The organism is Flavobacterium sp. PMTSA4 (genome assembly GCF_032098525.1).
Taxonomy (GTDB): Bacteria; Bacteroidota; Bacteroidia; order Flavobacteriales; family Flavobacteriaceae; genus Flavobacterium; species Flavobacterium capsici.
The window spans coordinates 1767438-1781823 of the sequence record NZ_CP134890.1 but is presented as its reverse complement, the minus strand read 5'-3'; the positions used below and the strand labels follow the sequence as shown (position 1 = coordinate 1781823).

General features: G+C 32.8%; 9 protein-coding genes and 2 tRNA genes. 6 read left to right on the top strand and 5 right to left on the bottom strand.

All coding sequences use genetic code 11. The features are described 5' to 3' along the window. Entirely contained in the window at positions 1 to 1527 is a 1527-nt protein-coding gene (locus RN605_RS08315; protein ID WP_313324125.1) for a GH3 auxin-responsive promoter family protein, read from the bottom strand. A gap of 84 nt (positions 1528 to 1611) precedes the next feature. On the opposite strand from RN605_RS08315, the gene RN605_RS08310 reads away from it, so the two are divergent. Further along, positions 1612 to 2406 (top strand): DUF2797 domain-containing protein, encoded by a 795-nt coding sequence (locus tag RN605_RS08310; RefSeq protein ID WP_313324123.1) that lies wholly within the window; start codon positions 1612 to 1614, stop codon positions 2404 to 2406. A 366-nt stretch (positions 2407 to 2772) separates the two neighbouring features. Here the strand turns inward: RN605_RS08310 and RN605_RS08305 are convergent, their stop codons facing one another. Further along, entirely contained in the window at positions 2773 to 5370 is a 2598-nt protein-coding gene (locus RN605_RS08305) for an AsmA-like C-terminal region-containing protein (protein ID WP_313324121.1), read from the bottom strand. 177 nt (positions 5371 to 5547) lie between these two features. Between RN605_RS08305 and folK the strand changes: the two genes are divergently transcribed. Then, a complete protein-coding gene (gene folK / locus RN605_RS08300) occupies positions 5548 to 6681 on the top strand; it encodes a 2-amino-4-hydroxy-6-hydroxymethyldihydropteridine diphosphokinase (RefSeq protein ID WP_313324119.1) in 1134 nt (377 codons plus the stop codon). Between the two features lies 1 nt (position 6682). On the opposite strand, the gene RN605_RS08295 is transcribed toward folK, so the two are convergent. From RN605_RS08295 to RN605_RS08285, 3 genes are all read right to left on the bottom strand, one after another. Continuing rightward, positions 6683 to 8770, bottom strand: a complete 2088-nt coding sequence (locus tag RN605_RS08295) for an Ig-like domain-containing protein (protein WP_313324117.1) — start codon at positions 8768 to 8770, stop codon at positions 6683 to 6685. A 114-nt stretch (positions 8771 to 8884) separates the two neighbouring features. Further along, positions 8885 to 9418 carry an RNA methyltransferase gene (locus RN605_RS08290; RefSeq protein ID WP_313324115.1) on the bottom strand — a complete coding sequence of 178 codons (534 nt, stop codon included), beginning with the start codon at positions 9416 to 9418 and terminating at the stop codon, positions 8885 to 8887. Between the two features lie 76 nt (positions 9419 to 9494). Next, complete coding sequence (locus tag RN605_RS08285; RefSeq protein ID WP_313324113.1) at positions 9495 to 9953, bottom strand: DUF1573 domain-containing protein; 459 nt, start codon at positions 9951 to 9953, stop codon at positions 9495 to 9497. A 150-nt stretch (positions 9954 to 10103) separates the two neighbouring features. Between RN605_RS08285 and mutS the strand changes: the two genes are divergently transcribed. The 4 genes from mutS (at position 10104) to RN605_RS08265 (ending at position 14362) form a co-directional block, all read left to right on the top strand. Further along, entirely contained in the window at positions 10104 to 12710 is a 2607-nt protein-coding gene (gene mutS / locus RN605_RS08280) for a DNA mismatch repair protein MutS (RefSeq protein WP_313324112.1), read from the top strand. 142 nt (positions 12711 to 12852) lie between these two features. Next, positions 12853 to 12925 (top strand) — tRNA-Gly (locus RN605_RS08275). A gap of 16 nt (positions 12926 to 12941) precedes the next feature. Continuing rightward, positions 12942 to 13027, top strand: a tRNA-Leu gene (locus RN605_RS08270). 54 nt (positions 13028 to 13081) lie between these two features. Further along, positions 13082 to 14362: a tyrosine-type recombinase/integrase gene (locus tag RN605_RS08265; RefSeq protein ID WP_313324110.1), complete on the top strand. Its 1281-nt coding sequence runs from the start codon at positions 13082 to 13084 to the stop codon at positions 14360 to 14362. The last annotated feature ends 24 nt before the right edge of the window (positions 14363 to 14386 follow it).

Below are 14386 nucleotides of genomic sequence, written 5' to 3'. Positions count from 1 at the left end.
TTATTTTGGTATTTCTACCATCATGTTTTTCAATTGTTCCAAATAATCACGTTCGTTTGAAAGTCTTGGTATTTTGTGTTGTCCGCCTAATTTATTGTTTTCTTTCAGCCAATCGTAAAACAAATTTTCGCGGGCAACATTGACTTTCAAATTGTTCAATGTCATGTTTTTGTAGCGTTTAGCTTCGTAGTCAGAGTTAATGGCTTGAAGGTTTTCGTCTAGTAATTTTTGAAATGATTTTATATCATCTGGATGTTTGTTAAATTCAACCATCCATTCGTGCGCACCTTTTTCTTTTCCTTTCATAAAAATAGGAGCAACGGTATAATCTTTCACATCACAGTTCAATTCTGAACAAGTTTTGGCAATGGCTTTATCGGTGTTTTCTACCATCAATTCTTCACCAAAAACATTAATATAGTGTTTGGTTCTTCCCGAAACTCTTATTCTGTATGGATTCAACGATGTAAATCGAACGGTATCGCCAATCATATAGCGCCATAAACCCGAGTTGGTTGTAATCACAATGGCGTAGTTTTTATACAATTCAACTTCTGAAAGGCGAATAATTTTTTGATTTTCGGTGCCAAAAGTATCCATCGGAATAAATTCGTAGAAAATTCCATAATCCAGCATCAACAATAAATCATTGCTATCGTTCAAATCCTGAATGGCAAAAAATCCTTCGGAAGCGTTGTATATTTCGTAATATTTAAAATTCGAATTAGGTAAAATTTTATTGTATTGGTCGCGATAAGGTTCAAAACTTACTCCGCCGTGAAAATATACTTCTAAATTTGGCCACAATTCATAAAGATTTTCTTTGCCAGTTTCGGTTAGAATTCGGTTTAACAACACCAACATCCAAGAAGGAACACCTGCAAAACTGGTTACATTTTCGGCTTTAGTTTCATTAATTATGGCAGTTAATTTTTCTTCCCATTCGCTCATTAATGAAATTCTACTGCTTGGCGTACTGCTGAATTCTGCCCAAATTGGCATGTTTTCAATCAGTATTGCCGATAAATCGCCAAAATACGTTTTGTTGTTTTCATAGATTTGAGAACTTCCACCAAGGCGTAAACTTTTGCCCAAAAACAATTCAGAATCTTCATTATTGTTCAAATACATGCACAGCAAATCTTTGCTGCCTTTGTAATGACAATCCATCAAAGCGGTTTCGCTAACCGGAATGAATTTACTTTTTGCATTGGTAGTTCCGCTAGATTTTGCAAACCATTTGATAGGTTTGTGCCAAAAAACATTTTGCGCTCCTTTTCGCGTTAGCTCAATCATTGGTTCTAAATCTTCATAAGTAGAAACCGGAACTCTTTCGGCAAAAGTGTTATAATTTTTAACTGAATTGAAATCGTATTTTTTTCCAACAACCGTTTCTTCGCAGTTGCGAATTAAATTCATCAGCAATTCATTCTGAACTTCATTCGGATATTTTAGAAACAACTCAATCTGATGAATGCGCTGTTTCAAAACCCACGAAGCAATTGAATTGATGATTGGAAATGGCATTTTTTTATTATGGATTATGATTTACCAATTGCGAATTATAACTTTACCAAAAATAGCAAAAAAACCTTAATACAACCATTTAAAATGACTTACGAAGGAGTTTTAACCAAAATGCAAACCGAATTTCAAGCGCCAATTCAATATTATCTGGTGTTTGAAAACAGTTTTTTGAACCTCAATCAATTATTAGACAAATCGCTAGAAATAAATTTCGTTGGCTATCAATGTTTGAATTGTGGAAAAAAGAAAAAGATTTTTCGTCAAGGATTTTGTTACGATTGTTTTATGAGTTCGGCTGCGGCTGGCGATTGGATTATGAAACCCGAACTTTCAACAGCACATCTTGATATTGAAGACCGAGATTTAGAATACGAAAAAAGAGTACAATTGCAACCGCATATTGTTTATTTGGCTTTATCTAGCGAAGTGAAAGTTGGTGTTACCCGAAAAACGCAAGTTCCAACCCGTTGGATTGACCAAGGCGCGGTACAAGCCATTCCGATTGTGGAAGTTCCTAATCGTTATTTAGCCGGAATTACTGAGGTTGCGCTCAAAGACCATTTTGCCGACAAAACCAACTGGCAAAAAATGCTTAAAAATGAAGTTCCCGATATGGATTTGATTGCTGAACGTTCAAAATTAAAATCTTTTTTACCCAATGAAGTGCAAGAATATTTTCATCCCGAAAAAGAAGATTTATACGAACTCAAATTCCCAGTGTTGCAGTATCCGAAAAAAGTGAACAGTTTAAATTTAGATAAAACAGCCAATTTTACGGGGAAACTAACCGGTATTAAAGGGCAATATTTACTTTTTGAAGACGGAACGGTCTTTAATGTTCGCACCTACGAAGGTTATGTTGTGAAACTTTCGGTTTAAAATTTTTCAAACGAGGTAAAAAACATCACCGTTCAGGTTATTAACCTCTCCGTTGAACTTCAGAACCTCGTTGTTGAAGTAAAAAGCCTCGTCGTTGAAGCAAATAACTTCTTCGTTGAAGTTAAGAACTTCTTCTGCGAAGTAAAAAGCCTCGTCATTGAAGTTAATAACCTCGTCGTTGAGGTTCAGAACTTGTTTGATTAAGTAAATAACTTCAAATTAAGAAGTAGATGTCTTAATTAAGGAGCTACTAGCTTAATTAAGGAATTTTTTCTTAATTAAGGACTACTTATCTTAATTAAGCATTTTTTCCTTAATTATTGTTGATAAAAAAATCCCTTTTAGAATTTCTAAAAGGGATTGGGATTATTCAGTTTTTTTGGGTTCTTCTTTTTTCTTGCCGCCAAGCAAACCTTTAATTAAGCCAGTTGCTTTGTCTTTCACATCGGTTTTGACATCGGTTTTGGTACTATCGGTTTTTGGTTTTGTAACGTTTGAAATCACATCGTTCAACGCGTCTTTGGTATTATTAACCAATTTGTCTTTTTGTTGTTTTACCAAATTCGTAACCAAATTTGTAGTGGCTTGTTTTACGTCGGTTGAAACTTTTGGATTCGAAAAACTACCTGTCAGCATTGCATTGATAGGCACGCTTTCTACTTTATTAGCATCGGCAGGCGTTAGTTTTGCAATTAAATTGTTGACTTCGGTTCCTAAATATTTGGCAGGAACATTTAATTTTAAATCATAATTCATCAATTGGTCAAAACCATGTGTTCCGCCAATGGTTGCCGAAATATCTTGGTATTTTAAGTCAAAAGGTTTGATGTTTACTTTTCCGTCTTTAAACGTCAACGCTGCTTTTAAATCGTTTAGATTTAATTTGTTCAAATCAATAAAATTCAAATTGCTGTCTAAAGCAGAAAGCAACGTTGAATTTTTAGAATTTACAGTTGTAGAAAGTAATTGACCTAGCAAATCTCCAGTCAATGATTTTAAATCGGGAGTCATTTCTTTTTCATCAAGATTTCCGTTAAGATGAATGGTAGAATTCAATTTTCCGTTTATGATTCCTGCAATTGGAGCAATTTTTTTCATCATGTCCAATTGGGTAAACGTTTGCGCAATATCAACATTGTTTAACCCCAAATTCATATTGAATTTAGGCGTTTTTTCTTTGGTAGAAACATCGCCATTAAACGTAATTAACCCATTGAAAATATTAGTTTTTCCGTTTTCAAGCGTTACTTTTTGGTCTTTAATGATTAGTTTTCCCGAAACATCTCTCAAAGTTAAATTGTCATACAAAACCGTGTTAGCTTTGGCGGTAAGTGTACAATTTAAGAACGCTGGAATTTTCATAGCTTCGGTTTGTTTCTTTTCGCCTTCTTTTGGTTCGTTCGTAGTCATGAAATCATCCACCGCAATTTGATTGGAGTTTAAGTTAAAATCACCTTTCAACTCTTGGTTTTTGAATACAAAACCATAGAAATTTTCTAGAACACCGTTAACAGCCAAATCACTCTTTCCAGTAACAGCGTTAAATTGTTTCAAATTCACACGACTTGGGTTAAACTCAACAACAGCTTTGCTGATAGCCATTTTTTTGCCGTTTTCATCAGTATAATTAAAGCCAGTCAAATCGATATTACCAGCATTTTTAATTCGTGCATAATCGCTTTTTTCTACCGATTGCATGTCGAATTCGGTTTTTACATCGGCTTTCAAAATTCCCGAAAGTGGTTTGTCTAACTTCACAGGATAAGCTTTAGTAACATTGCCAAGATTGATAGTTCCTTTTAAATCGGCATTTACCAAGGCGTTTTCGGCAATGTTTCTAATGTTTGCTTTGGCGTTAAAAACATCTTGGTCAATGCGGAATGATAATTTATCCAGATTTACATAGGTATCATTCATTACACCAGTTTCATTGATGATTCGGGTATCAATCATGATGTTCTGAACCGATTTTGGCAAATTAGGATATTGAAACGAAGCATTGTTAGAAGCAATTTCGATGTTGAATTTTGGAATCGTAGTATCAGTATACGTTCCTTTCGCAAAACCATTTACGGTAAAATCGCCTTCGGTTTTTACATCTTTTATATTCGTTGCATACTGTGCCGGAATTAGTCCTAAGAAATTTTTAAAGGAAGAAGTTGGCGTTTTAAAAGTCAAATCATATAGCTGACCATTTTCAACCATTTGAATGAAACCATTGAATTCTAAAGGCAATTCGTTGATTTTTGCTTTGTTTTCTTTGAAAGTATATTTGCTTTGCTCCATGTCAATACCAAGAACAGCATCTAAAGACAAGGCAACATTTTTTAAATAATTGGCTTTGTCCATGTCCAAAGAAACTTTTGCAGTTGTTTTGGTGTCCAAATCGAGTTTAGAAGCGGCGAAATCGCCTTTTCCTTCGTGATTTATAGAATCTAAAACCATTTTCATTTTAGAAGCTTCGTCATAGTACTGAAATCTGAAATTTTCAACCGAGTATTCTTTGATTTTAAAAGCCATTGGTTTGCTTTTATCATCATCTTTTTTGTCTTTGTCGTCTTTTAAAGCAATGTCATAATTACCAATCCCATCTTTGTTGAAAATAATATTAATCAAACCATTTTTTGATGAAATACCGTCAATATTGATTGGTTCATCTTCGCCTTTAAATAATTCTTTGATGGACATTTTAAGGTTTAATTCTTCAAAAGCAACCAAAGTATCGCCTTCAAAAGGCGCTTTATTTATAATGGATAGCTTTTCAACACGTACACTTGCATTTGGAAAGTTTCTGAACAAACTCAAATCAGCATCAGCAAAAGCCACTTTTGCATCTACTTTTTCGTTGATGGTTTTTTCAATTTTGGCTTTAATTTGATCTTTGAAAAAATAAGGAATTGCAAAAGCAGAAACGATTAAAAGTAACAATACAATTCCAACGATTTTTAAAATTTTCTTTACCATGATTTGAGTATAAAATTCAATAATTTGCCTAACAAAGATAATGCCATCAAATGTAAAATACATTATAGAATTATGACCATATGTTTGCAAAATTTTAATATTTAATGTGAATAGTTATTAACACATCGGGTTTTTGAATAGCATTCTTAAATAACTTTTATTTATTTTGCACTTCCTATGAAGCAACATCAAGTCATTTTATCGTTAGGCAGTAATCAAGGCAACCGACTTGAAAATATTGAACGTTGTATTCAACAAATTCAGAATGAAATTGGAACGGTTATACGAGTTTCCAAGTTATACGAAACGCCAGCTTGGGGTTTTGAAAGCGAGAAGTTCTATAATTGTGCTTTAGTGATGCATACTGCAAAAGCGGCCAATCAAATTTTAGAAGAAGTTTTAGCTTTAGAAACAAAATTGGGTAGAGTTCGAACAGAAGCAGAAGGTTATCAATCAAGAATTATCGATATTGATGTTATTGCTTTTGATGAAGAAATTATTGATTCTGAAAAGTTAAAAGTGCCGCATCCTGAAATGCAAAACCGTTTGTTTGTTTTGGTTCCGATGCGCGATTTGAATTTAGATTGGCGTCATCCTATTTTACAGAAATATTTGCATGAACTAGTAGTACTTTCGGAAGATAAGGCGAATTGTAAATTCATAAAAACTTTAGAAAATCCGTTGCATAAAATTTCGTTGAATAGTTTTAATTACATTGCTATCGAAGGAAATATTGGTGCTGGAAAAACGACCTTATCTAATAAATTAGCGGAAGATTTTAATGCAAAAACGGTTTTAGAACGTTTTGCAGATAATCCTTTTTTGCCAAAATTTTATGAAGACCAAAGCCGTTATGCATTTCCTTTAGAAATGTCATTTTTGGCGGATAGATACCAACAAACGGCTGATGATTTGGCACAATTTGACTTGTTTAAAGATTTTATTGTTGCCGATTATCATATTTTTAAATCATTGATTTTTGCAAAAGTTACTCTTGCAGAAGATGAATTTAGGCTATACAAAACCATGTTTGATATCATTTATAAAGAAATGCCAAAACCTGATTTGTATATTTATTTGTATCAAAGTACCGAGCGACTTTTAGAAAATATTAAAGCTCGTGGAAGAGATTATGAACAAGAAATTCCGGCCGAATATTTGGAAAAAATAAACAATGGTTATCTTGATTATATTAAAACACAAAAAGACTTGAACGTTTTAATCATTGATGTAACCGAACGAGATTTTATCAAAAGTCAAGAAGATTATATGTTTATTTTGAACGAAATTCAAGGAAAAACCTCAAAATAAATTATCGTTTTAGAGCAAAATGACCTTTTTGTTCGGGTAAACTATCATCAATTTTTGCATTGTACCAATAATCATCTGCTGGAAGAATTTTTCCGTTAAAAGTGCCGTTCCAAAAAGGATTAGATTGATTAAGTATTGTTATCAACTTTCCATAACGATCAAAAATTTTGACGCTTGCATTTGGATAGATTGACATTCCTTTAATAGTCCAAATATCGTTATAACCATCATTATTTGGAGTAAAAAAGTGAGGTATCGAGATTACTGCAAATAGAGTAGAATCATTTCCACAACCACTAATTTCGTTTACATAAGCAGTATAAATTCCTCCAGGAACATTCAAGAAAATGGGAGAAGTTTGATAATTTATACCATCAATTGAATATTCAAAATTTCCTGTATTTGTTGTGGTTATAGTAACTGTAGCTTCATTTGTAATTACGTCATCAATTATTGGAATTTCATTAACTTGAATATTAAATGTTCTAGTTGACGAACAGTTTGACGCATTGGTTACAACTACATTATATTGACCGCTAATTGTAGCTGTAATAGTCTGGGTTGATTCACCAGTTGACCAAAGATAATTCTCTCCTGCAATTCCAGCATTCAATTGGATTGATTGTCCTTGACAAATAGTTGTTGTCAAATCTCCAGGAAGTATTGGAACTGCATTTGTGATTATAGTTACTTCAAATCTTGGTGAAAAACAATTGTTGTTATTTGCTTCAACAAAATAACTAGTATTTTGATTAATAATTGGTGTTGTAAAATTACTTCCAGTTGCAATTGGTGTTGCGCTTGAAATAGAGGTAAACCAATTTATTACACCAACATTCGTTGTTGCAGATAAGTTCGCAGAATTATTTTCGCAAATCATTATTGATGAGATTGTGGATAATTGTGGATTTTGTATTACCGTTACCGTTATTGGAGTTCTAATTCCAGTTGTGCAACCTGTTGGGAAAGGATCTAAATAATATGTTGTAGTTGAAGTTAAAACAGGAGTTGTAAATGTATTGCCAAATGCAATAGGACTTCCGCCAGAAGGAATAGCATACCAGCTAATTGAACCATTAGTTGCACTAGCACTAAGTGTCATAGAATTCATTTCACAAATTGACTGAGTACTAACAGGAAAAATAGACGGAATAGTTAAAGTTGTACTTGTGGAAATATTTAAAACAGGATCGCCAGACATTCCGCCATATTCAACAATGTATCCTTTTGGTTGATAGTTTCCACTCGTATCTCCATTATTAGACAAATCATTCCATGAACCTAGAATTCCAACTCCAACTGCCGTAATGTGAGCATAATCTTCATCGCCTGCACTATTGGGTTCACCAGTATTCCAAAATGCATAATTTGGAGTTGAGCCATTTGCTAAACCATTCCAAAAGATTGTTCCGTTTTCAGGACCAGTTACCCATTTCCAAACGCCTTCTGTTTCTGCATCACTTCCGCCAATCCAACCTGCGCCTGTAGTTTGTGCACCAGCAATTTGTGATTCTTCAGCAGATGTTAATGTTGCCAAATAACCTTGCAAGCCATAATAGTTTGTGTTTTCAGCAGCTACTTTTGCAGCTGTCCAAGTGATTCCTAAATTCGGGATGTAGAGATAATAATGACCATTAGAAGGTAAATAATTAGCTTGTCCAACGGAAATTGAAAAGTTTCTTATTCCGCTTGGGTTGCTTGAGGTTGAGTTAAATGTGACATCTTTAATTGCCGCAATTAAATCTATATAAGTTGGCTGACTTGAAACTCCTGTTAAAGAGAGTGTTCCAGTAGTTGCATTCCATGAAGAATTAATAGTTGGATGAATACCTGTCAAAGTTAAAAACTCTTCGCCATTTACATAACCCGATGAAATTTGGATGTAAATAGCATCAATTCCAATATCATCAGGATCAACAATGGTCATGTCTGTAACAATTTTTATGCTTGTTCCTGGACAATAAATTTGGTTGCCAGTTGCATCCAGCATAGGAGCAACATTGTTTGCATTTAATTGATTAAATGTAATTTGATGAGTTTTTATAGAGTCTTTAATGTGTAATTTCAAATCACTTTTTGAAATCAACATCCCAAAGGCATTTTTAGAAATAAATAAAAATAAAAGTAGAGGTAGAAATTTATTTAAAAACATTTTATAAAAATACTGATAAATAAAAAGAAGAATATTAATATTTAGTGTCAATTAACATTTTTTTAATTTTTGAAATAAATCCCAAATCACAATTCCTGTACTAACGGATATGTTTAATGAATGTTTTGTCCCTAATTGTGGGATTTCAATACTTCCATCACACAGTTCAATGGCTTTTTGATTGACTCCAAAAACTTCATTGCCAAAAACTAAAGCATATTTTTTATCTTTTTCAATCTTAAAATCATTTAAGAAAATAGCATTTTCTACTTGTTCAATAGCGAAAACGGAAATTTTTTCTTTTTTTAATTTTTCTATTACAGATAAAACATCTTTTTCATATTCCCAAGCAACGGTTTCGGTTGCGCCAAGAGCAGTTTTGTGAATTTCTTTATTTGGCGGAACAGCTGTAATTCCACATAAATATATTTTTTCTACTAGAAAAGCATCCGAAGTTCTAAAAACCGAACCAATATTATGAAGACTTCTAATATCATCTAAAACAATAATGATTGGTGTTTTTTTAGCTTCTTTAAAATCGGTAACCGTTAGTCGGTCAAGTTCTTTGTTTTCGAGCTTTCTCATAAATTAATTTTGGCAAAGATATTCAAAAAAAAAGCTCCCGAAAAACGGAAGCTTTTTAGAAAAACTATATTAATAATTAACTCTTAATAGTTTCACCTGCTGGTTTATCTTCAACTACAGTACCTTTTATAGTTAAAACTTTTGGAGTTTCTGAAGCATCAGAAGTGATAGTAACTGTTTTTGTAAAAGGACCAACTCTGTTAGTGTCATATTTCACACCAATTACACCTTTTGCACCTGGAGCGATTGCACTGTCTGGCTTAGTAGGAACAGTACATCCACATGAACCTTGAGCATTTGAAATTGTAACAGGTTTAGTTCCATTGTTTACGAATACAAATTCTCTTTTTCCATCAGCACCTTTAGTAATAGTTCCGTAATCAATAGTTTCGTTTTCAAAAACCATTCCTGGACCATCAACTTTTGGAGCTTCAACTTTAGCTGCAGCTTTCTTAACAGTTTGTTTTGTAGTTTGTGCATTTGTTGCAGTTAATCCTGCAATTGAAAGGACAGCAAGTAAAATTATTTTTTTCATTTTTAGTGTTTTTTAATGATTACGATACAAATCTATTTATTTTCATTTTACGCCTGTAAAATTTAAACTTAAGATTAAATTAATATTATAAATCAGGTTACATTTAAAATAATTAAATTCGCTGTCAAAATCTTTTAAAACCAATAAGTCTTGTCAGCTAAAGAATCCAAAAGCAAAGAAACACCTTTAATGAAACAATACAACGAGATAAAAAGCAAGTATCCCGATGCTTGTTTGTTGTTTAGAGTTGGCGATTTTTATGAAACTTTTGGTGAAGATGCTATTCGTGCCTCAAAAATTCTTGGAATAGTTTTGACAAAAAGAGGCGCAGGTTCTGAAACAGAAACGGCTTTAGCTGGGTTTCCGCACCATTCTTTAAATACGTATTTGCCAAAACTTGTAAAAGCTGGACTTCGTGTAGCAATTTGTGACCAATTAGAAGATCCAAAAATGACTAAAACGATTGTAAAACGTGGTGTGACTGAATTAGTAACTCCTGGTGTTGCAATGAACGATGAGGTTTTGCATTCTAAGTCAAATAATTTTTTAGCTTCTATTTATTTTGGAAAAAAATTGCTTGGAATTTCTTTTTTGGATGTTTCAACGGGAGAATTTTTGGTAGCGCAAGGAAATGAAGAGTACATCGATAAGTTGTTGCAAAATTTTGTTCCAAGTGAAATTTTAATTCAAAAAAACAATAGAAATCAGTTCAAAGAAACTTTCGGTGAAGATTACAACACATTTTATTTAGAAGATTGGGTTTATAAACAAGACTACGCTTTTGAAACTTTAACCAATCATTTCCAAACCAATTCATTAAAAGGTTTTGGTATTGAAGAATTACCAGATGGAATTATTGCGTCAGGTTCAATTTTATATTATTTATCAGAAACGCAACATAATAAAGTACAGCACATAACAAATATCCAAAGAATAGCTGAAGACGCTTATGTTTGGATGGATAGATTTACGATAAGAAATTTAGAGTTATACCAAAGTAATTCTCATAATGCGGTTACTTTGCTTGATGTAATTGATAAAACATTGTCTCCAATGGGTTCTCGATTGTTGAAGCGTTGGTTGGCTTTGCCGTTGAAAGATATTCACAAAATTAGAAGTCGTCATGAAGTAGTTAGCTATTTAAAAGAAAATCAAGAAGTGCTTCAAAAGATTCAATATCAAATCAAGCAAATTTCAGATTTAGAACGATTGATTTCAAAAGTTGCCACTGGAAAAATTTCACCTAGAGAAGTTATTTATTTAAAGGAATCGCTCGATGCTATAATCCCAATCAAAAGTTTGGCTTTAGAAAGCAAACAAGAAGCAGTCCGAATTATTGGAGACAATCTTCATGCTTGCGATTTATTAAGAGAAAAAATAAAAAACACTTTAAATCAAGATGCTCCAGTTTCTATTAATAAAGGAAATGCCATTGCTGTTGGAGTGAATCAAGAATTAGATGAACTTAGAAACATAGCTTTTTCAGGAAAAGAATTTTTAGAAGCAATTGAAGCTAGAGAATCTGAAAAAACTGGAATTTCCTCATTAAAAATTTCGTTTAATAATGTTTTTGGATATTATATTGAAGTTCGAAATACGCATAAGGATAAAGTTCCTTCGGAGTGGATTAGAAAGCAAACTTTAGTTAATGCCGAAAGGTATATCACAGAGGAATTAAAAGAATACGAATCAAAAATTCTTGGTGCTGAAGAGAAAATTCATCAAATAGAAAGTCAATTATTTGAGCAATTAGTGAATTGGATTGCCAGTTACATCAAGCAAGTACAATTGAACGCAAGTCTTGTGGCACAATTAGATTGTTTAACTTCCTTTGCTCAATTAGCTATTGATAATAAATATGTTTGCCCAATTTTAGACGATTCTTTTGAATTAGAAATCAAAGAAGGTCGTCATCCAGTTATTGAAAAACAATTGCCAGTTGGCGTTCCATATATATCAAACGATGTTTTTCTAGATAGAGAAACACAACAAATAATCATGATTACGGGACCAAATATGTCTGGTAAGTCGGCAATTCTACGTCAAACAGCATTAATTGTTTTGTTAGCTCAAATGGGAAGTTTTGTTCCGGCAGAATCACTTAGAATGGGAATTGTAGATAAAATATTTACTCGTGTTGGTGCAAGCGATAATATTTCGATGGGTGAATCTACTTTTATGGTAGAAATGAATGAAACGGCTTCAATTTTGAATAATATTTCAGATAGAAGTTTAGTTTTGTTAGATGAAATTGGTCGTGGAACAAGTACTTATGATGGAATTTCAATTGCTTGGGCAATTGCCGAGTTTTTACATGAAAATCCAGCAAGACCAAAAACATTATTTGCTACACATTATCATGAACTTAATGAAATGTCTGAACTATTACCAAGAATTCAAAATTATAATGTTTCTGTAAAAGAATTAAAGGATACGGTTTTGTTTATCCGTAAATTGGTAAAAGGTGGAAGTGCACATAGTTTTGGAATACATGTTGCAAAAATGGCTGGAATGCCTCAAATGGTTATTCAAAAAGCACAGAAATTATTAAAAAAACTCGAAAAAGACCATTCAAGTGATGTTTTAAATGGAATAAAAACAACTAAAGATGAAATGCAACTTAGTATTTTCAATTTAGATGATCCTCTTTTGGAGGAAATTAGAGAAGATATTTTAAGTTTAGATATTAATACTTTGACACCTGTTGAAGCGTTAATGAAGTTAAATGAAATAAAAAGAATGCTTCAAAAAAAATAGTGTCACTTATTTAGTTTTGTAAATCAAAGGATTAAAAAATAGTGAAGTTTTTTTCAAAAAAAGGTTTGTATAATTGAATTTATGTTTTACATTTGCATCCGCATTACAGGATAAGTGATGCAGTTCTTTTAAATATTTAATTGCGAAAATAGCTCAGCTGGTAGAGCGCGACCTTGCCAAGGTCGAGGTCGCGGGTTCGAGCCCCGTTTTTCGCTCAACTACCTATAAATTGCTCGAGTGGTGGAATTGGTAGACACGCTGGACTTAAAATCCAGTGGGTAGTAATGCCCGTGCGGGTTCAAGTCCCGCCTTGAGTACTTCAAAAACCCTTTATTTTAAAGGGTTTTTTCGTTTCTAGGTGTTTCTAAAAAATGAAATACATAGAGATAGTTTTTGAAAGTGTACCTACAAATGTACCTATAAAGTTAAAAATTTCAGTTGTGGAAAACCAGTATTCAGAAGTACGGCTTTACTGCTCAAAAGTTGACGGAAAACCTGCAATTGTTCCAGGTAAGTATTGGTACATTTATTACTACTTTAGGCATCCATTAACTAACAAAATGGTTAAATTTATGGATAAACTAAATATCAATAAATTTAAAACCGTTAAGGACCGTTTGAAGGTTGCTAATGCATGGATCAAAGCACAAGAGTTGATTTTAAGCAATGGTTTCAATCCTTTTACTGCTGAAGGTTTAAAAACCAAAAATGATAAATTTGATTTTGAAAACTACACGGTTAAAACTGCTTTAGAATATGCGTTAACCAACAAGGCAGGAGAACTAAAAACAGCCACTTTAAACGATTACAAGGTTAGAGTAGGAGTATTTGCTCAATGGTTAAAAGAAAACGGCTTAGAAGATAAAAATATCAAGGAATTAAAAGACGTTCATATTATTGCTTTTATGAATCATTTAATTGATCCGTTAGGCAGGAACTTAGGCAAAACTTCTCAAGATAATTATAAACGTACTTTGTCGGCAATTTTTGGTAAATTGAAAAAAGACAAAATTATAGTTGAAAATATTGTTGACTATGAAACTAGCAAAGATGATCCTATAAAAAACAAACCTTTTACTGGCGAACAAATTAAAACGATCAAAGATTATCTTCTACAAAACGATGTACAATTATATCATTTTATCATGTTTGTAATTTACGAGTTTTTACGTCCTGTGGAAATTATTCGCTTGAAGGTAGAAAACATTAATTTAGCCGAAAAAACGCTTTATGTAGAAACAAAAACCAATCGAAAAAAAGGCAAACGTTTGATTGATCCTATCATTGATTTTTTGAAAGGCATAAACATTGAAAACTTACCACAAAAAGCGCATATTTTTACCAATACTGGAAACTTTGAAGTTTGGGAAGCACTCGAGAAAACAAAAGTAGATCACTTTAGCAACCGATTTAAAAAACTCAAAGCTGCGCTTTCACTTGGTCCAGAATATGGCGTTTATTCATTTCGTCATACTGCTGCGCTTGATGTTTACAATACATTTATAAAAGAAGGTGCAACGCACCAGGAAGCCGTAAGCAAACTAAGTCCTATTATTGGTCATACCAACGCTAAAACTACTGAAACGTATTTGCGTGATGTTGGTGCATTGTTGCCAAAAGATTACGGCGAATTTTATACATTAGATTTTTAATAAAAAACCTCGAGTAGATCTGCT